The sequence below is a fragment of the Rhodococcus baikonurensis genome (assembly GCF_040489275.1).
GTDB classification, from domain to species: domain Bacteria; phylum Actinomycetota; class Actinomycetes; order Mycobacteriales; family Mycobacteriaceae; genus Rhodococcus_F; species Rhodococcus_F baikonurensis.
Genome location: NZ_JBEUOQ010000018.1, coordinates 86,173 through 104,128 on the forward strand (window position 1 = coordinate 86,173; position 17,956 = coordinate 104,128).

Annotated in this window: 17 protein-coding genes; 5 read left to right on the forward strand and 12 right to left on the reverse strand. The window is 63.1% G+C overall.

Features of this window, described 5'->3' with window-relative positions:
- Nucleotides 1-15: 15 nt before the first annotated feature.
- The 4 genes from ABWI03_RS28915 to ABWI03_RS28930 all read right to left on the reverse strand — a co-directional run bounded on the left by ABWI03_RS28915 (nucleotide 16) and on the right by ABWI03_RS28930 (nucleotide 4,578).
- Complete coding sequence (locus ABWI03_RS28915) at nucleotides 16-852, reverse strand: carbohydrate ABC transporter permease (protein WP_003946046.1); 837 nt, start codon at nucleotides 850-852, stop codon at nucleotides 16-18.
- Nucleotides 849-2,024 carry a carbohydrate ABC transporter permease gene (locus ABWI03_RS28920; RefSeq protein WP_185564744.1) on the reverse strand — a complete coding sequence of 392 codons (1,176 nt, stop codon included), beginning with the start codon at nucleotides 2,022-2,024 and terminating at the stop codon, nucleotides 849-851. The genes ABWI03_RS28915 and ABWI03_RS28920 overlap by 4 nt, the downstream gene beginning before the upstream one ends.
- A gap of 20 nt (nucleotides 2,025-2,044) precedes the next feature.
- Nucleotides 2,045-3,334 carry an ABC transporter substrate-binding protein gene (locus ABWI03_RS28925; RefSeq protein ID WP_003946022.1) on the reverse strand — a complete coding sequence of 430 codons (1,290 nt, stop codon included), beginning with the start codon at nucleotides 3,332-3,334 and terminating at the stop codon, nucleotides 2,045-2,047.
- 170 nt (nucleotides 3,335-3,504) lie between these two features.
- Nucleotides 3,505-4,578: an ABC transporter ATP-binding protein gene (locus ABWI03_RS28930; RefSeq protein ID WP_298775629.1), complete on the reverse strand. Its 1,074-nt coding sequence runs from the start codon at nucleotides 4,576-4,578 to the stop codon at nucleotides 3,505-3,507.
- 114 nt (nucleotides 4,579-4,692) lie between these two features.
- On the opposite strand from ABWI03_RS28930, the gene ABWI03_RS28935 reads away from it, so the two are divergent.
- The 3 genes from ABWI03_RS28935 to ABWI03_RS28945 all read left to right on the forward strand — a co-directional run bounded on the left by ABWI03_RS28935 (nucleotide 4,693) and on the right by ABWI03_RS28945 (nucleotide 6,441).
- A complete protein-coding gene (locus ABWI03_RS28935) occupies nucleotides 4,693-5,517 on the forward strand; it encodes a DUF2786 domain-containing protein (RefSeq protein WP_095971623.1) in 825 nt (274 codons plus the stop codon).
- On the forward strand, nucleotides 5,514-6,011 hold the full coding sequence (locus tag ABWI03_RS28940) for a TIGR04338 family metallohydrolase (protein ID WP_124568466.1): 498 nt from the start codon (nucleotides 5,514-5,516) through the stop codon (nucleotides 6,009-6,011). Before ABWI03_RS28935 ends, ABWI03_RS28940 begins: the two co-directional genes overlap by 4 nt.
- A 61-nt stretch (nucleotides 6,012-6,072) precedes the next feature.
- The gene (locus ABWI03_RS28945; protein WP_054187250.1) at nucleotides 6,073-6,441 is read left to right on the forward strand and encodes a helix-turn-helix domain-containing protein; all 369 of its coding nucleotides are present in this window, start codon (nucleotides 6,073-6,075) and stop codon (nucleotides 6,439-6,441) included.
- Here ABWI03_RS28945 and ABWI03_RS28950 read toward each other — a convergent pair whose 3' ends face one another.
- Together ABWI03_RS28950 and ABWI03_RS28955 are read right to left on the reverse strand one after the other, a co-directional pair.
- Nucleotides 6,442-7,029 (reverse strand): ATP-dependent Clp protease proteolytic subunit, encoded by a 588-nt coding sequence (locus tag ABWI03_RS28950; RefSeq protein WP_003945993.1) that lies wholly within the window; start codon nucleotides 7,027-7,029, stop codon nucleotides 6,442-6,444.
- Between the two features lie 4 nt (nucleotides 7,030-7,033).
- A complete protein-coding gene (locus ABWI03_RS28955; RefSeq protein ID WP_054187251.1) occupies nucleotides 7,034-7,642 on the reverse strand; it encodes a ClpP family protease in 609 nt (202 codons plus the stop codon).
- Nucleotides 7,643-7,953: 311 nt separating this feature from the next.
- On the opposite strand from ABWI03_RS28955, the gene ABWI03_RS28960 reads away from it, so the two are divergent.
- Nucleotides 7,954-8,748 carry an LLM class F420-dependent oxidoreductase gene (locus tag ABWI03_RS28960; RefSeq protein ID WP_095973563.1) on the forward strand — a complete coding sequence of 265 codons (795 nt, stop codon included), beginning with the start codon at nucleotides 7,954-7,956 and terminating at the stop codon, nucleotides 8,746-8,748.
- Here the strand turns inward: ABWI03_RS28960 and ABWI03_RS28965 are convergent.
- From ABWI03_RS28965 to ABWI03_RS28975, 3 genes are read right to left on the reverse strand one after another with little or no spacing between them, the layout of a single operon-like run.
- On the reverse strand, nucleotides 8,670-9,899 hold the full coding sequence (locus ABWI03_RS28965; RefSeq protein WP_298775635.1) for a CaiB/BaiF CoA transferase family protein: 1,230 nt from the start codon (nucleotides 9,897-9,899) through the stop codon (nucleotides 8,670-8,672). The two genes, ABWI03_RS28960 and ABWI03_RS28965, sit on opposite strands and share 79 nt — an antisense overlap.
- On the reverse strand, nucleotides 9,896-11,611 hold the full coding sequence (locus ABWI03_RS28970) for an acyl-CoA dehydrogenase family protein (protein WP_298775637.1): 1,716 nt from the start codon (nucleotides 11,609-11,611) through the stop codon (nucleotides 9,896-9,898). The genes ABWI03_RS28965 and ABWI03_RS28970 overlap by 4 nt, the downstream gene beginning before the upstream one ends.
- On the reverse strand, nucleotides 11,611-12,981 hold the full coding sequence (locus ABWI03_RS28975) for an MFS transporter (RefSeq protein WP_095973566.1): 1,371 nt from the start codon (nucleotides 12,979-12,981) through the stop codon (nucleotides 11,611-11,613). Before ABWI03_RS28975 ends, ABWI03_RS28970 begins: the two co-directional genes overlap by 1 nt.
- Before the next feature lie 145 nt (nucleotides 12,982-13,126).
- Here ABWI03_RS28975 and ABWI03_RS28980 point away from each other — a divergent pair, with 145 nt between their 5' ends.
- The gene (locus ABWI03_RS28980) at nucleotides 13,127-14,005 is read left to right on the forward strand and encodes a LysR family transcriptional regulator (RefSeq protein WP_200313079.1); all 879 of its coding nucleotides are present in this window, start codon (nucleotides 13,127-13,129) and stop codon (nucleotides 14,003-14,005) included.
- On the opposite strand, the gene ABWI03_RS28985 is transcribed toward ABWI03_RS28980, so the two are convergent.
- Genes ABWI03_RS28985 through ABWI03_RS28995 form a run of 3 tightly spaced genes read right to left on the reverse strand, consistent with a single transcriptional unit; the run spans nucleotide 14,002 to nucleotide 17,896 of the window.
- The gene (locus ABWI03_RS28985) at nucleotides 14,002-15,708 is read right to left on the reverse strand and encodes an acyl-CoA dehydrogenase family protein (RefSeq protein ID WP_298775641.1); all 1,707 of its coding nucleotides are present in this window, start codon (nucleotides 15,706-15,708) and stop codon (nucleotides 14,002-14,004) included. The two genes, ABWI03_RS28980 and ABWI03_RS28985, sit on opposite strands and share 4 nt — an antisense overlap.
- A gap of 10 nt (nucleotides 15,709-15,718) precedes the next feature.
- Nucleotides 15,719-17,224, reverse strand: a complete 1,506-nt coding sequence (locus ABWI03_RS28990) for a class I adenylate-forming enzyme family protein (protein WP_298775643.1) — start codon at nucleotides 17,222-17,224, stop codon at nucleotides 15,719-15,721.
- A gap of 36 nt (nucleotides 17,225-17,260) precedes the next feature.
- The gene (locus ABWI03_RS28995; protein ID WP_298775646.1) at nucleotides 17,261-17,896 is read right to left on the reverse strand and encodes a TetR/AcrR family transcriptional regulator C-terminal domain-containing protein; all 636 of its coding nucleotides are present in this window, start codon (nucleotides 17,894-17,896) and stop codon (nucleotides 17,261-17,263) included.
- Nucleotides 17,897-17,956: the final 60 nt, after the last annotated feature.

Consider the following 17,956-nt stretch of genomic DNA (forward strand, 5'->3'; position numbering starts at 1 on the left):
ACCGTGCGGCCCGCATCACGACTTGACGCCGCCTGCGGTCAGACCGGCGATGATGCGTCGCTGGAAGATGAGAACCATGATGACCAACGGGACCATCACCAGGGTTCCGCCGGCCATGATCGAGGTGTACGGCGTGACGAATGGGTCGGTTCCGGAGAACTTGGCCATCGCCACCGTGACGGGCGCGGTCTTGTCACTCGAGAGTTGCAGCGAGAGCAGGTACTCGTTGACCGTCGCGATGAAGGCCAGGATCGCGGTGGTGAACAGCGCCGGCGCGGCGAGCGGCAGCATGATCAGACGGAAGGCCTGGCCACGGGTGGCGCCGTCGATACGCGCCGCTTCTTCGAGCTCCCACGGAAGTTCGGAGAAGAACGACGTCAGCGTGTAGACCGTCAGCGGCAGCACGAACGAGATGTTCGGGATGATCAGCGCTTTGTAGCTGCCGATCCAGCCGATGTCGGTGAACAACTGGAACAGAGGAGTCACGAGGGCGACGACCGGAAACATGGACGCGCCGAGGATGATTCCGGTGACGAAGTATTTGCCACGGAAGTCGAACCTTGAGAGCGCGTACGCCGTGAACACACCGATGACCAAGGCGATCAGCGTGGTCGCACCCGCGATGATGAGGCTGTTCATCAGTGCCCGGGTGAAGTTCACCTTGGCATCGGGATCGAGCGCCGCCGTGAAGTTGGACAGCGTGAGATTGGTGGGCCACAGCGACGTCGAGAACGTGTCCGCCGGGTCGCGCAGCGCCGTCACGATCATCCAGTAGCAAGGAGCGAGTCCCCACACGATGATCAGTACGACGCCGATGTAGGTGCCGATCTTGCCGCGTAGTGCCTTGTTCATACCGGCTCCCCCTTCCGCTGCTTTTCCTGCGTGCTGACCGCATTGGCTCCGAGGAATCGGACCAGGATGAAGGCCACAGCGAAGATGATGAGGAACGTGATGGTGGACAGTGCCGACGCCGAATTGGCGCCGACGCGCATCTGATCGACCACCAGAACCGAGATGGTGGAGGTGGCCGGATTGGATCCCATCATGATCGCGGGCAGGTCGTACATGCGCAGCGCGTCCATCGTGCGGAAGAGCACCGCCACCATGAGTGCGGGCTTGACCAGTGGAAGCGTGATCATGCGGAACCGCTGCCACGCCGTCGCACCGTCGACCTTGGCGGCCTCGTAGACGTCGGCGGGAATCATCTGCAGACCCGCGAGAATCAGCAACGCCATGAACGGCGCCGTCTTCCAGACGTCGGCGACGACGATCGCGAATCGCGCCGGCCAGGGATCGGCCGTCCACAGGATGTTGGTGCCGAGGATCTTGTTGGCAATGCCGTCGTTGGCGAAGATGAAGAACCACAGCTTCGCGGTGACCGCCGTGGGGATGGCCCAGGGAATCAGCACGGAAGCGCGGAGCAAACCGCGTCCGCGGAACGTCTTGGCCATGATCAGCGCCATCGACAGACCGATCACCGTCTCGAGCAGGACGGTGACGACGGTGAAGCCGAACGTGTTTCCGATCGACTGCCAGAACTGCGATCCGAGTGTGCCGGGCGGGCAGGGAATCGAACCGTTGGCGGTGTTGCAGGACTCGGTGATCCAGTTCTTGTAGTTGTCGAACCACGTGAACTGTCCGGTGACGAACATGCCGGTCTCGGGATCGAGTTTCTTGCCGTCGCTGTGCATCGACATCCAGATCGCTCGTCCGAGCGGATACAGAATGATGACGGCGAGAACGATCAGCGACGGTGCGACGAACGCCCACACCGGAACTCGTCGACGCTTCTTCGGCTTGTCGGCCGACGCAGGCGGGGGCGAGGTCGGTGGGGGTGGAGTAGCTGCAAGGTCAGGCAGAACCTTGGTCAGGGATGTCCCTGCTGCCTCGGATGCCGACGGCTCTTCTAGCGGTTCCGGTGCACGGTGTCTCCCACCAACGCCCGAACGGTCGGGACCGGTTGAACCGGCCCCGACCGTGGGGTTGGTAGGCACAGCCGCGGAAGGATCCTGCGGTTCTGCCATTGCTTATTGCTCCTGGTAGATCAGTTACCGGCGGTTTCGATGCCGGCCTTGGTGTCCGCCAAGGCCTGCTCGACGGTCTTCTCGCCGCGAATAGCAGCGTAGGTGTTGTCGGAGATCGACTTCGACACCTGCGTGTAGTACGGCGTGACGGGGCGCGGCTGAGCGGTAGCGAGGGCTTCCTTCAGGGTCGCGAAGTACGGGAACTGAGCGAGCACTGCCGGGTCGTCGTAGACAGCCGAGAGGACGGGGGCGCCGCCGACCTCGGTGAAATACGTCTGCGACTTCTTGGTCTGCATGAACTCGAGGAAGTCACGAGCCGTGGCCGGTGCGTCCGAGTACGCGCTGATGCCGACGTTGTAGCCGCCGACCGTCGAAGCACCCGGTCCGTCGACACCCGGAAGAACGGTGTAGCCGTACTTGCCCGCAACCGAGGTCTTCTCACCGTCGACCGAGAAGCCGGACCACGTGCGCATGAAGAGTGCCTTGCCGTCACCGAACGCGGTCTGCGACTCGCCCTCGGAGTAGGTCAGTGCTTCCTGCGGGATGGTGTTGTCGGCGAAGTTGTCGACGATCGACTGGACGCCTGCCTTCGTCTTGTCGTCGATGGCCGGGGTGAGTCCGTCCGGGCCGACCCACGGGCCGTCGAAAGCGTTGGTGATCTCGGTGGTGTTGACCGTCAGGCCCTCGTAGTTCTTGAACTGACCGATGTAGCAGGAGATGCCGGCTTCGACAGCCTTCGGGCAGTTTTCCTTGAGCTCGGCCCACGTGGTGGGAGCCTTCTCGACGAGGTCCTTGCGGTAGTACAGGAACGCGGCGTTGGTGTTCTTCGGCGCTGCGTAGAGCTTGCCGTTGTAGGTGCCCGAAGCGACGGTCGACGGCAGGAGGCCGGACTCGTCGATCGCGAGGTCACCCTCGAGCGGCAGCAGCCAGCCGTTTGCAGCGAACTGCGCGGTGTTCACGACGTCGACACCGATGAGGTCGTACTCGTCGCTCTTGGCCTGCATGCGCTGGGTGATGTCGTCGACCTGCGCGTTGGCTTCCTTGGCCAGCGGCTTGAGCGTGACCTTCTCGTCCGGATGCTCGGCGTTCCAGTCGGTGATGATGTTTTCGAGCGCCTCGTTCAGGGCATCCTGCCCCTCGACGATCGTGATGGGTCCGCGGCCTTCGCTCGAGGACGATCCCCCGGATGCGGCCGTCGTGCTGGTTCCGCTGTCCTTGTCCGAATCGGACGAGCAGCCTGCCAGTACCAGCATGGACGCTGCCGTGGCTGCAATTGCAGCGCGGCGCATCGCCTTCGAGTTCAGAACCATGGATTCGCTCCCCGTATGTGTATGACAAATAGACGGTCACCGAGAGCCGGCTCACGGCATGCGCCATGGGTGCCGGCTCCCGGCATCGGCCCCTACTGTGGCACGAGACACCCGTACTTGTGGGTATTACGCCGAACCTGAATCGGTCATGTGTCGTTTGACAGGTCCACCTAACCCAGGCGGCGCCCGTCGGTGGTGGCAAAAATGTGCACCTTCTCGGGGTCGACTCGCAGGTTGACGCGCTCGCCCTTCTGCGGCGGATTGCGCCAGTCACCACGCGAAACGATCTGCTGCAACCGCCCACCGACCGTGGTGCGTCCGTAGACGTAGGCGTCGGAACCGAGTTCTTCGACGACGTCGACCTCCATCGGCAGGCCTTCGGCGGCGATCTCGAGGTGCTCGGGGCGAATACCCAGAACGACCTCGGTTTCGACGACGCCGTTCATCGTCTCGCGCGGAACCGGAACGATCCCGTCGCCGAATGCGACGCCGCCGTCGACGACGGGGAGGGTGAAGAGGTTCATCGCGGGTGAACCCATGAAGCCGGCGACGAAGACGTTCTTCGGCTTGTTGTACAGCTCGCGCGGCGAGGCGCACTGCTGCAAGATTCCCTTCTCGAGGACTGCGACGCGGTCACCCATCGTCATCGCCTCGACCTGGTCGTGGGTCACGTAGACCATCGTCGTCGCGAGGCGTCGCTGCAGCTGAGCGATCTGCGTACGCGTCTGCACACGGAGTTTCGCGTCGAGGTTCGACAGCGGCTCGTCCATGAGGAAGACCTGCGGCTGGCGGACGATGGCGCGGCCCATCGCCACTCGCTGACGCTGACCACCGGACAGCGCTTTGGGCTTGCGATCGAGGTACGGCTCGAGGTCGAGCATCTTCGCGACCTCTTCGACGCGGGCGCGGATCTCCGTCTTGTTGGTTCCGGCGAGCTTGAGCGCAAAACCCATGTTCTCGGCCACCGACATGTGCGGGTACAGAGCGTAGTTCTGGAAGACCATCGCGATGTCGCGCTCTTTCGGTTCCTGACCGGTGACGTCTCGGTCGCCGATGAGGATGCGTCCGCTGTGGACGTCTTCGAGCCCGGCGAGCATGCGCAGGGTGGTCGACTTTCCGCAGCCGGAGGGTCCGACGAGGACGAGGAACTCGCCGTCCTCGATCTCGAGGTCGAGGTTGTCCACTGCCGGCGTGCTCGATCCGGGGAACAGGCAGGTGGTGCTCTCGAAAGTCACTGAAGCCATGACGGGGTTGATCCCTTCTACCGGCAGGAACGTGCCGGACGATCCAAGTTGAGGGTGAGCGTGTGCGCTAGCAGCATAAACGTCCGTGTCGGCGCGCGAGCGTAGTCTTTCACGGTGAGTTCGGAGAAGATGCTGACCCGCATCGGTGCGTTGCTTCGCCAAGCGGAGTCCACCGACAATCCACACGAAGGTGAAGCCTTCATGGCCGCCGCGCAGCGGTTGGCCACCGGTTCCGCGATCGACCTGGCGGTCGCACGTGCGCACACCGCGTCCTCTGAAAAACGTGCGACGCCCACTCAACGGCTCATCACCATCGGCGAACCTGGCAAGCGCGGGCTGCGAACGTACGCTCAGTTGTTCATCGCGATCGCCGCTGCCAACGACGTGCAGTGCGACATCGCGCAGACGTCGGCCGTCATCTACGCCTACGGCTTCGCCGGTGACATCGACGTGTGCGAAGCCCTGTACTCGAGCCTGCTCTTCCAGATGGTGCGTGACTCCGACGCCTACGTACGCTCCGGGGCGTACCGCGGCGAAACGTCCGTGCGGACAGTCGTCGAAACTCGTGGACGACGACGCGTCAGCACGCAGGTCCGCAAGCCGGTGGCCGGAGTGACGGCGCGCCTGAACTTCCAGATGGCGTACGCGTCCCGCATCGGCGCTCGGTTGGCCGAGACGAAGCAGGAGACGGAGAAGGCGGCGATCGCAGAATCTGCCACGTCGTCTTCGGAAACTGCACTCGTGCTGCGTAACAAGGAAATCGAGCTGAAGGACTACTACTCGTCCAACTCCAAAGCGCGTGGGACGTGGCGGGGCGGTGGCCGCGCGAGCGCCGGGCATTCCTCGCATGCTCGACGAGCGGGTGATCGGGCGGCGCGCTCCGCACGCCTGGGAAACCTTCCGGAGATCGGCGGGGTGCGCGGGCAGCTCGACTCGTGAGGGATAAGCAGCGGAGCGCCGTCTACGAGGCAGAGACGTTGGTACGCACCATGTTCGATCGCGCCGACGAGCGCGGGCTTCGGAGCGTCGAGGTCATGGGTTCCACCATCACCCTGCCGGTCGAGCGCAAATTCGGTTCCGTGGAGTCGGTCCAGGCGTACTGCGATCAGCTACTCGGACTGAACTGGGTTCGGGAGACCTGGCCTCGCGCAGCCGTTTCGGTGTCCGTACGGTCCCGCGCCGGTAATGCCGCCGCCCACTATTCGAACGACGTCATCGCCGTTCCAGACGACCGTGACGGCCGGTGGGCACTGCGAGAATTCGTCGTCCTGCACGAACTCGCGCACCACCTGGGCGACCCAGCCTCCGACGAGGCTTCCCACGGACCCGAGTTCGTCGACCGCTACACGAGCCTGGTCGGCGAGATCATCGGGCCCGAGGCGGCCTTCGTTCTTCGAGCGATGTTCCTTGCCGGCGGTGTCCAGACAAGTTGAGGGTTATCAGCCCTCGGTGAACCGGGTGGTGCGCGAACCGGTCGGCTGGAATACTCGGCCTATGGAGGCATCGCGGAGATTAGTCCTGGTCAAGGGTGAGTCGGAACTCCCCGATCCGGCTGTCGCCGTCCGCAAACCCCCACTGATTCGTGAAGCCTACGGACGAGTGTTGAGGGAGGTCCGACGCGATCAGGATCGAACTCTCGACGACGTAGCCGCAAAGGTCGGGATGTCGAAGCAGTACCTCTCCGAGATCGAACGAGGCAAGAAGGAACCGTCGTCGGAAATTCTGCGCGCCATCTGCGAAGCGCTCGGGATGCCGCTCGAACACCTGCTGTTCCGAGCAGGCAACAGGATCGTTGCGCTCAACTCCCTCACCTTCGGACATTCTCCCGCACCGATCTCCGGTCCCGTCCTGATGGCAGCGTAGTCAGTTCCCTTCGATGAGGGTGTCAGCCAGCCCGTAGGAGATAGCGTCGTCGGCAGTGAAGATCCTGTCGCGATCGGTGTCCTTACGGAGCCGCTCGACGCTCTGACCGGTGTGCTTGCTAAGAATCGCCTCGGTCTGCTCCCGGATTCTCAGGATCTCGGCTGCTTGAAGCGCGAGGTCCGAGATGGTGCCGCTACCTTGCGTCGACGGTTGGTGCAGCAGCACCCGCGAATGGGCGAGAACATGCCGATGGCCCGGAGTGCCGGCGGCGAGAAGCACTGCAGCAGCCGAAGCCGCTTGACCCATGCAGTACGTCGAAATCGTCGGTTTCAAGAACTGCATGGTGTCGTAGATCGCGAGCATCGCCGTGGTGGAACCGCCGGGAGAGTTGATGTACAAACCGATTTCGCGATCCGGGTTGTCGGCTTGCAGATGCAGCATCTGAGCCATCACGACGTTGGCGACGCCGTCATCGATCTCCGTGCCGAGAAAAACGATGCGTTCGTTGAGCAGCCTGCTGAAGATGTCGAAAGACCGCTCACCCGTTGGTGTTCGCTCGATGACACTGGGAATCGTGTACTGGGACATGACGTCACAATCCGATCTTGGGGAAGGTGGCTTGCGGTGCGATCTCGGCGAAGGACGTCACGACGCGGTCGACGATCCCGTACTCGCGCGCCTGTTCGGCGGTGAACCAACGATCCCGATCACTGTCGGTCTCGATCTCCTCGACGGTCCGGCCCGTTTCGGTGGCGAGGATTTCCTGCGATTGACGCTTCATCAGCTCGAGGCTCTCGGCCTGGATCGCAATGTCCACCGCAGTGCCACCGATACCTGCCGAAGGTTGGTGCATCATGATGCGGCTGTGCGCCAGGCTGATTCGCTTGCCGTGGGTACCGGAGCAGAGAAGCACCTGGCCCATGCTGGCGGCGAAGCCCATCGCGACCGTCACGACGTCGTTGGGGATGAGCTTCATCGTGTCGTAGATGGCCAGACCGGCAAACACCGATCCGCCGGGTGAATTGATGTAGAGCACGATGTCGCGCTTGGGGTCGGTGGTGGCGAGTAGTACCAGTTCCGAACACACACGTTCGGCCATGGCGTCGTTGACCTCGCCGGTGAGCAGAATGGTTCGCTGTCGGAAGAGCCTGTCTGTCAACAGGTCACGGTAGCCGGTATCTGTGGGCGCTTCGGTAGTCATGAATCCATTCCTACCGGCGCAGCGATGCCGGGGCCCCGCCTGTCTGCTGTGGGCAGATCGCCCCTGTTTTGCCCGCCGCCTTTGCCTGCCCCCCTTTGTGCCTGCCCCCCCTTTGTGCCTGCCCCCCTTTCTGCCTGCCCCCTTTTTGAGCGAACGGCACGTTCAGTCGATCTAAGGCGCCGAACGTGCCGTTCGCTCGAAAAGGGGTGAAAATGAGAAGCGGGCATACCCGTCACCGACCGCGGTAGCGGTACCGCGCACACCCGGCCATGATGGGAGAAGACAACCATTCCTCTCGTCAGGAGCGTGGCATGACTCGTCCGGTACGCATCGGTGTTCAACTCCAACCTCAGCACGCACCCGATTACGGGTTGATTCGCGACGCCGTCTTGCGGTCCGAGGACGCCGGGGTGGACATCGTCTTCAACTGGGACCACTTCTACCCGTTGACCGGCGATCCCGACGGCGCCCACTTCGAATGCTGGACCATGCTCGGCGCCTGGGCCGAGCAGACCGAACGCGTCGAGATCGGCGCGCTGGTCACCGGCGGCGGTTACCGCAATCCGGATCTGCTGGCCGACATGGCGCGAACCGTCGACCACATCAGCGGCGGACGTCTGATCCTCGGCATCGGTGCCGGCTGGTTCGAGAAGGACTACGACCAGTTCGGATACGACTTCGGCACTCCCGGTTCACGGCTGAAACTGCTGGGCGAATACCTCCCCCGCATCACGGGCCGCCTGGCCAAGGGCAACCCGCCTCCGACGCGCAATATCCCGGTTCTCATCGGGGGTGGCGGCGAGAAGAAGACCCTGCGCCTCGTCGCCGAGTACGCCGACGTCTGGCACAGCTTCGGTGACCGCGAGACACACCTGCGCAAGTCGGACATCCTCTCCGACCATTGCGCCGACGTGGGCCGGAACCCGACCGAAGTGGAGCACTCGGTTCCGTGGCCTGGGCTCGAGAATGCTGCTGACCTGGTCGCCGACGGTGTCTCGCTCTTCACCGTCGGCGTCAGCGGACCTGACTACGACCTGACAACGCTCGTCGAGGCCATCGGCTGGCGGGATGACAACACGGCACCGGCATTGAGCGGACTCGCCTGAGTGGTCCCCAACACCTCGTCGTTGTCGGCGCCGAGAACGGGCGGCGCCGACGTCAGACGTGGCCTCCGGCCGGAGAAGTTGACCGGAAAGGCCACTTGCTTGAGCGGACCGAGCGTCGGATGGTCGACGGTTCCGACCATGCCGAGTGCGGCGGTGTGGGGATCGGAGTAGATCTCGTCGAGGTGGCGGATCGGTGAAACCGGGACCGCTCGTTCGGCGAGAAGAGTGCACCAGTGTTCGACGGTGTCCGACGCGAAGGCGATGGTGAGTTCCCGTTCCAGACTCTCGCGGTTCTCCACCCGCTCACGGTTGTGGACGAAACGAGGATCGGTGGCCAGTTCGTCTCGACCGATGGCCTCGCACAGCGACGCCCACATCGCGTCGTTGCCGACGGCGATGACGAAGTACCCGTTGCTGGCAGGAAATGCTTGGTAGGGGGCAAGATTCGGGTGACCGGAGCCCAGCGCCGTCGGACGCTCACCGGTGGCGAAGTAGCTGGTCGCCCAGTTCACGTGCATGGCGAGTTGGCACTCGTACAGCGACGTGGTCACGTACTGTCCGCGTCCGGTGCGACCTCGCTCGACCAATGCGGCCAGCACCCCGACCAGTCCGAACAGCGCCGCGCCCAGATCTCCCAACGCAAACCCGGACTTCATCGGGGCGCCGCCGGGTTCACCGGTGAGCGACATGAGCCCTCCAGCGGCTTGCGCGATCATGTCGTAACCCGGCTCGTCGCGCAGTGGGCCTTCTTCACCGAACGCCGAGATGTGCAGGGTGATCAGGTGGGGATACCGCTCGGACAGTGCCTGGTAGTCGAAGATCTTCTGTAATCCGCTGCCCGGCTTGAAGTTCTCCACCACCACATCGGTCTCTTCGAGCATGCGGTGGATGATCTCCTGCCCTTCGGTGGACTTGAGGTCGATCGTCACCGACTTCTTACCGCGGTTGATCGCGAGGTAGTAGGCGGCATCTACCCCGACGAAGGGAGGTCCCCATGAACGCGTGGGGTCACCGCCCTCGGGGTGTTCGATCTTGGTGACGTCGGCTCCGAGATCGGCAAGTGACATGGTTGCGTACGGCCCGGCAAGGATCTTCGACAGATCGAGGACGCGGACACCGGCCAGGGGTGCGGGGCCTGTTGGAGTATTCACCGGTGACCTCCTGCTACAGAAAGGAACTCGGCTACGACGTCACGTGCATCATCCAGCTCGACGTCGCCGCCGTCGGTTATCACGTCGAGTTTGCCGAGCGCGGCCGACGGCACCTTCCCGGCTAGACCGGCCAGGTAGGAGTTCGCCACCAGCAGTGACCGGTACCCGCGACCTTCTCGGATGCCGTGATCCGCAAGGTCGAAGAGCAGGGTCGCCATGACGGTACGAGCCAACTCGTCGGAGTACCTTGCACTCGCAGCCTGCGCGGCATCGTCGGTTCCGGCGATCAGACGATCTCCTTCATCGACCAGTTCCTCCCAGCGCCGCAACAGAACTCCGGCCCCGGCTTCGCAGTCCGGTCCGACGGCGGACAGGATGTCCGTCATCGCTCCCGCGACCGTGCGGTGCGAATCGAACTTGCGTAGGCACCGAAGTACGTCCAGCGCAATGACATTGCTCGAGCCCTCCCAGATGGAGCCGAGGTGAGCGTCCCGCACGAGTCGCGGATCGACCCATTCCTCGATGTACCCGTTTCCGCCGCGCACCTCCATTGCCTCACCGGTGACCACACGCGCACGTTTGCACACGAAGTGTTTGGCGATCGGCGTCAGCACCCTGATCCGTGCTCGCGCTTGATCGTCACCACCGTCTGCAGCCTGAAGACACTGCGCGCTGTACGCCACCAGCGCGAGCGAAGCCTCGACATCGAGCGCGAGGGGAAGAAGAGTCGCCCGCATCAGCGGCTGATCGAAGAGCCTCTTACCGAACACGACTCGGCTCTTCGAATGTTCGACGGCTTCGCGGACCGCTCGGCGCATGAGAGCGCTCGAACGCATCGCGTTGGACAACCGCGACGTGTTGACCATTTCCGCCATCTGCCGGAAACCTCGTTCGAGTTCGCCGACCTGGAGTGCGTGTGCGCGGTCCAGCGTCACCTCGCCACTCGGCATGGAACGTGTACCCAGCTTGTCCTTGAGCCGATCGATCGTGAGGTTGTTGCGCTCGCCGGAATCCAAAGTCTTGGGCACCATGAACATTCCGACTCCACGCGTCGAACCATCCTGTCCGCCCGGAAATCTTGCAAGGGTGATGATCACGTCGGCATCGGGGTTGGAGGCGAACCACTTCTTGCCCGTCAGGACCCATCCGTCACCGTCGCGCTCGGCACGCGTTTCAGTGCAGGCGATATCGGTGCCTGCCTGAATCTCGGTCATGAACATCGCACCCGTCTTCGCATGCTCGGGATCGGTCGACGTCAACGCGTCGATCCAGGGCGAGAACACGGCCGGATCACCGAACATACGCAGCGTCCGCGCAGCAGCATCTGTCATCGACACCGGGCAGGCCAGCCCGAACTCTGCCTGAACGAAGACGTACGACGCGAGGTACTTCGCGAGTGGCGGAGGTACGGAGCCCCATCCGTGCAACCCTTTTCGGTGCGACATGGCGGACAGGCCGTACTCGTTGTACGCCGCCCGGCACAGTTCCAGGTAGGCCGGGTGATAGGAAATCCGGTCGACGCGATCACCAGCCTTGTCGAACTGCTGCAACACCGGTGGATTCCTGTCGGCGATGTCGGCGAGCTCGGACAAACGGCCGGCGGCATCTCGACCCAGTCGGTCGAGCAAGCCGTTCATCGTCTTCCGGTCCGCCCCGGTGGTCCATCTGTCCACTACCGCTTTCAGAGCGGGGTCGGTGTGTGCGAAGTTCATCAGTGGTCAACGCCTTTCAGGGTGGAAACATCGGTCACGTTCGAAGAGCTCGTCGACTCCGACCCTTGCGCGCGCAGCGCACTCCTGCGCAACAAAGCAGTCATACAGACGAGGGAGAGAACGACATACACGAGCCCGAGAGCTACGACCGGCCAGATCGAGTTGGTGCGTGTCAGCAGATACTGGCTGACCATCGGGGCCGTTCCGGCAAAAACGGCGGTCGAGAGTTGGTACGACAGAGAGATGCCCGTGTACCGAACGTTGGTGGGGAATACCTGCGCCAGAATGCCGGCCAAGGCGGCGTAATACATTGCATGAGGGGCCGTTGCGAGCACCATACCCAAAATCGCCAGGGGCACGGAGCCCGTCTGAACCAGCACGAACATCAGTGGCAGGAGCACGATCTCCGGCAGCAGCATCCAACGGACCGCTTTCGACGGATCGATCCGCGTGGCCAGCACAGCGCCGAAAGGCTGTACGAGCGCCTGGGCTACCAGTGCCACGGTGATGACAAGAAGAAAGTCGCTGCGCTCGAAGCCGAGATCCGTTGTCGCCCATGAGAGCGCAAAGGTGGTCTTGACGTACGTGATGGCAACACCGGCAACCACAGCGCCGACGCCGAGAGCAAGTTCGACGGGATGCGAACGCAACACTTCAACCAGCGGCATCCGTGTACGTTCCTGTGCCGCAACAGCCTTCTTCATTTCGGGTGTCTCGGAGATGTGCAGCCTGATGTAGAGAGCGACGATCACCAACGCTGCGGATCCGAGGAACGGCAGACGCCAACCCCACGACTCGAACACCGAATCCGACATCAAGGTCAGGCCGAGGAACGCGAGTGTCGCGAGCAGATTTCCGACCGGCGAACCCTGCTGCGCAAACGCCCCGTAGAGCACCTTCTTCTTCGGGGGAGCGAACTCGGTGGCGATCAATACGGCGCCACCCCATTCGCCGCCCATGGCAATGCCCTGGAGAACACGAAGTGCCACAAGCAGTATCGGCGCCCAGATCCCGATCTGTGCGTACGTAGGGAGGAGGCCGACACCGACCGTTCCCAACCCCATCAGAGCGAGAGTGATGATCACGGCGTTCTTGCGGCCGAATTTGTCTCCGAAGTGCCCGAACACCACTCCGCCGACCGGCCGAGCCACGAATCCCACGGCAAAGGTCGCGAAGGCTGCGAGTGTTCCCACGGCCGGCGACGCATCTGGGAAGAACAGTGGGCCAAGGACCAAGGCTGATGCGGTTCCGTAGATGTAGAAGTCGAACCATTCGATGGTCGTTCCGACAAACGCCGTGATTCCGGCCTTGCGCGCCTGTTTGGTGCTGTATTCGGGTGGACTGGTGTCGTGACCTGGGTTTTGATCCACGGTTCTCCCTGATTCTCGCGTCGGGCATCACCAAGGGATGCAATGTGAGGCGTGAATCACTATCGTCCGAAATCCATGTAGAGTCCAAGACTTAGTTCGACTCATTTATGTGGGACAACCACATAATGAAACCGGAAGGAGCGACATGGAACTGCGTCAGCTGCGCGCGTTTCTCGCAGTCGCCGACGAACTTCATTTCGGCCGGGCCGCCGAGCGACTCCACATCGGGCAATCCCCGCTCAGCCAAACCATTCGGGCGCTCGAGCGCGAACTCGGCACCGACCTGTTCGTCCGGACTACCAGGTCAGTGCAGTTGACCGCCGCCGGTGAAGCCTTGGTCACGCCTGCACGGATCATCGAAGCGCAGATTGCCCTCGTCAGAGATATCGCATCGGCTGCCTCGACCGGGGAAACAGGCCGTGTCACGGTGGGTTTCGGCGGAACCGGCGGCTACACGGTGCTGTCGGCTCTCACACGGTCCTTGGCCGACTCCCATCCGGGAATCGAACTGGAACTACGGCCGCAGATGTACTCGGGTGAGGTGCTCGACGCTCTCCGACGCGGAACACTCGACATGGGCATAGTCGGCCTGCCCATTCCGCGCGGATTCGAGACTCACACGGTGCGCGAGGAAACCTTGATGGTCGCAGTTCCGGCCAGGCATCACCTCAGTACCCACGACTCCGTGTCACCGGAAGACCTGGCAACCGAACGATTCGTGATGTATCCCGCCGAGCACGGCTCGGTGGTGCGCGATGCGACGTTGTCCGTGTGCGCCACAGCAGGTTTCACGCCCACCGTCGCGCACGAAGCCCCCGATCCGTACAGCCTGTTGGCCATGGTCGGAGCGGGGGTCGGGATCGCCGTCGTCGTGGAGTCGACGGCGCATCTGTCCATGGACGGGGTCGTGTACCTGCCGATCGCCGGGGCCACGCCCACGCTGAAAATCGCGATGGCATGGCGACCGAACAATCCGACGCCGGCAGTACACACCGTCACCAGGGTGCTGAAGGAGCAGCCTTAGGCTCTCGCGAGAATCCCCGCGAAATCCGTTCCTACAGGAAGAGTTCCGTACTCGTGACCGCGGTCGGCGCCGAGGCGAGCGGCAATGAAGGCATCGGACGAAGCGGCCGGGGAGTGGCGCACCATGAGCGAGGCCTGCAGTGCCAATGCCATAGCCTCGACGACGGTCCGAGCGCGGAGCTGGGCGTCGGCGGGTGCCATCGTGGCGAGCTCACCGAGTTGGCGTCGCACCCGATCGAGGTGCTGATCGAGGTCCGGGTTGTTCCCGCGAGCGAGGTTGATCTCGTGGTCGAAGGCCGCAACGGAATCGGGTTCACGGGTCATCGCGCGCAGGACATCGAGCGCGATGACGTTGCCTGACCCCTCCCACACGGCCATGACGGGCTGCTCACGGTAGCGACGGGCAAGCGGGAAGTCCTCGGTGTAACCGTTGCCGCCCAGGCATTCGAGGGCTTCGTAGGAGTGGTGCGGACCGCGCTTGCAGATCCAGTACTTCGCAACGGCTGTCGCGAGTCGGCGGAAAGCCTTCTCCTGCTCGTCCGCGTCCTCGTCCTGGGCGCGAGCCAATCGCAGTGCGGTGATGGTCGCGGCTTCGGATTCGAGAGCCAGATCGGCAAGTACCGACGTCATTGCCGGCTGATCTGCCAGGACGGCACCGAAAGCGCTGCGGTGCCGCGCATGCCACACCGCTTCGGCCACCGACTGACGCATACCCGCAGTGCTGCCGAGAATGCAGTCGAGTCGCGTCTGGGACACCATTTCGATGATGGTCCGCACACCACGGCCCGGTTCGCCGATCATGGTGCCGACGGTGCCGTCGAGTTCGATCTCGGACGATGCGTTGGACTTGTTGCCCAGCTTGTTCTTCAGACGTTGGATACGGAAAACGTTGCGTGTGCCGTCAGGCAGGATGCGGGGCAGAAGGAAGCAGGAAAGTCCCTCGCCGGCAGTACCTTCGGCCTGGGCGAGAACCAGGAAGGCGTCGGACATCGGCGCCGAGCAGAACCACTTGTGTCCGGTGAGCAGGTAGTCCGCACCCGGGCCGCCACGTCCGGCCGGCTTGGCGATGGTCGTGTTGGCTCGCACGTCGGAGCCGCCCTGCTTCTCCGTCATCGACATTCCGAAGATCGCGGATGCCTTTCCGGGAGCGTCCAACTCGGGGGTGTAGCTCCGAGAAAGGGCGCGCGGGTTCCAGAGGGCGGCTACATCCGGCTGCAGCTCGAGCGAGGGGATCACGGCGTGCGTCATGGAGATCGGGCATGCGTGACCCGGTTCGACCTGGGAGAAAAGCATGAATGCCGCGGCCCGAGCCACGTTGGCACCCGGCTTCGGGTCAGCCCAGGCAGAGGTGTGAGCACCGTGCGCAACGGCGGCAGAGATGATCCGGTGATATGACGGATGGTATTCGACCTCGTCGATGCGGTTTCCCCAGCGATCGAAGGTCTTCAGTTCGGGGATCACCGTGTTGGCCAGCTCCGCGTCGTGCTGGAACCCGGCACTGCCGACCAGTTCACCGATGTCGGTGAGTTCACTGGTGGCCCAATCGGCGTCGTGGCGCGCGACGCCTTCGACCAGGACCGTATCGAGCAGGAACTCGTTGACGTCCGTGCGCGGTACCGACTGGTTGAGCACTGCATGGGTGCGATGCGGCGCCGGGTGGGTGACGGTGTTCTCGGAGACAGTCTTCTCGGAAATATCAGTCATGACAGGCCTTTCAGCTCGCGGCGCGGATGAGGTGCTTCTGGATCTTGCCGGTCGGCGTGCGCGGAAGGATGGTCGCGAACACCACTTCACGCGGAATCTTGTAGCGCGCCAACTTGTCCGAGAGGTAATCCTTGATGTCGTCGGCGCTGATGACATCCGGTTCACGCCAGACGACGTGTGCGACGACGGTCTCGCCCCATTCTTCGTTGGGTTTTCCGACAACGGCGACGTCGACGACGTCCGGGTGGCCGGAGATCACGTCCTCGACCTCCTTGGAGTAGACGTTCTCGCCGCCCGTGATGATCATGTCCTTCGCGCGATCGACGATGAAGAGGTAGCCGTCCGCATCCTTACGCGCCAGATCGCCGGTGCGATACCAACCTCCGTCGGCAAATGCAGCCTTCGTGGCAGCGGGGTCGTCGAGGTACCCCTGCATGACGGTGTCGGCGCGCAGCCAGATCTCACCGATCTGATCGGGCTCCGCGTCGGTGCCGTCATCGGCAACCAGTCGCAGGTCGACGCCGGCCAGCGCGACGCGGCCGATCGAGCCCGCTTTGCTCAATTGCTCTTCGGGGTACAGCACAGTCCCGACGGGCCCGGTCTCGGTCATGCCGTAGACCTGCCGGAATTCGGTGGTGCCGTACGACTCCACCAGTCGCCGAGCAACATCCGCACCGATCGGTCCGCCGCCGTACAGCCACGCACGAACGCTGCCGAGGTTGTAGTCGGCGAAGTTCGGCACCAGGTTGAGTGCGGTGGTGTAGATGACCGGTGGCCCGAAGCAGAGGGTAATACGCTGTTCCTGAACTGTTTCCAGGAACTTGACGGGGTGATACTCGCGCAGCAGCACGACGGTTCCGCCCATGTAGAGCGTGGACATGAACCAGTTGTTCAGTGGGGAAGCGTGCCAGATCGGGACGGCCATGAGCAGTCGCTCGTCTCGAGTCGTCGACACGGCAAGGGCCGCGGTGACGGCTACGCCGACGACGTTGCGATGGCTGTGGACGCAACCCTTGGGCGAGCCGGTAGTCCCCGAGGTGTAGAGGATCTCGGCAGGATCGTTCTCGTCGATGTCGATACCGTCAACACCCTCCTGGCGAGTGATGGCGTCGTCGAAGAAGTCGAAACCGTCTGCGACAGAGTCCGTGCTGATCAGCTTGGCTGTGGTCTCCAATCGATCGACGACCGGCGCCAACTCACCGTCGAAGACGCACACCGACACCTTCGCGTGCCCCAGCACGTAGGCAACTTCCGGAGTCTGCATCTTGTGATTGACGGGAACCACGACGGCACCCAAGCGCCAGGCACCGAGCATCGCGTACACGAATCCTGGAGTGTTGTAACACATCAGCGCCACACGGTCACCTGGCTGCACGCCCAGCGACTGTAAATATCCTGCGGCGCGCCGACTTCCGTCCTGAACCTGGGAGTACGTGTGATCGTGACCGTCGAATATCAGGAAGGGTTTGTCCGGGGTCTTGGTGACGTTGCTGTCGAATACGCGAACGATGTCCATCGAAGTCCTTGTCGGAGAATCACGCTCGAAGAGAGTTCATTCCATCGAGCTGTTGAGTACGGCGTCGGGTATCTGGAGAGTGGCGAAGATGACGGCGACCGCCTCCTCGAGGGAGTAGCCGAAGCTCTCGCCGGTGGCAGTCTTCTGGATGACGAGGCCGAAGATCGCAGACCAGAAGGCCTTGGATTCGACGTCGATGCCCGCGCGTAGCTGCCAGCCGGTGCGGACCAAAGTGCGAAGGAGGGCAGTTTCACCCGAGGAATGCAGAGTGCGAAGCGTTTCGGAGATCAGGTCACGGAGTTCACCACGACGACCCGTCATCATCATCGCTTCGACGAACAGTTCGACGCTGGGAGCGCCCGAGCCCAGGAGGGATCCGACCAATTTCTCGGTGTAGTCACCGACAGTGTCGGCGTCGGCTGCATCGACCTCGGCGCGCTTGCCCGCGCGCAGAACGGCCGCACACGCCACCTCGACGAAGAGCTTCTCTTTGGATCCGTAGTAGTAGGTCACCTGGTTGGGATGAGCGCCGGCGGCGGTGCAGATCTGCGCGATGGACACGCTGTCGCCGTGTTCGAGAAACAGGTCGGTTGCGGCATTGAACAGCGCCATACGCGTCTGCTTGCCCGACTCACGCGTGGCGCGCGCTGCGGGAACTGCCTCGGTGACCATCACGAACTCCTACTTGTTTGTATGACAAACAATAACTCGACGTTGTTTGTATGACAAACA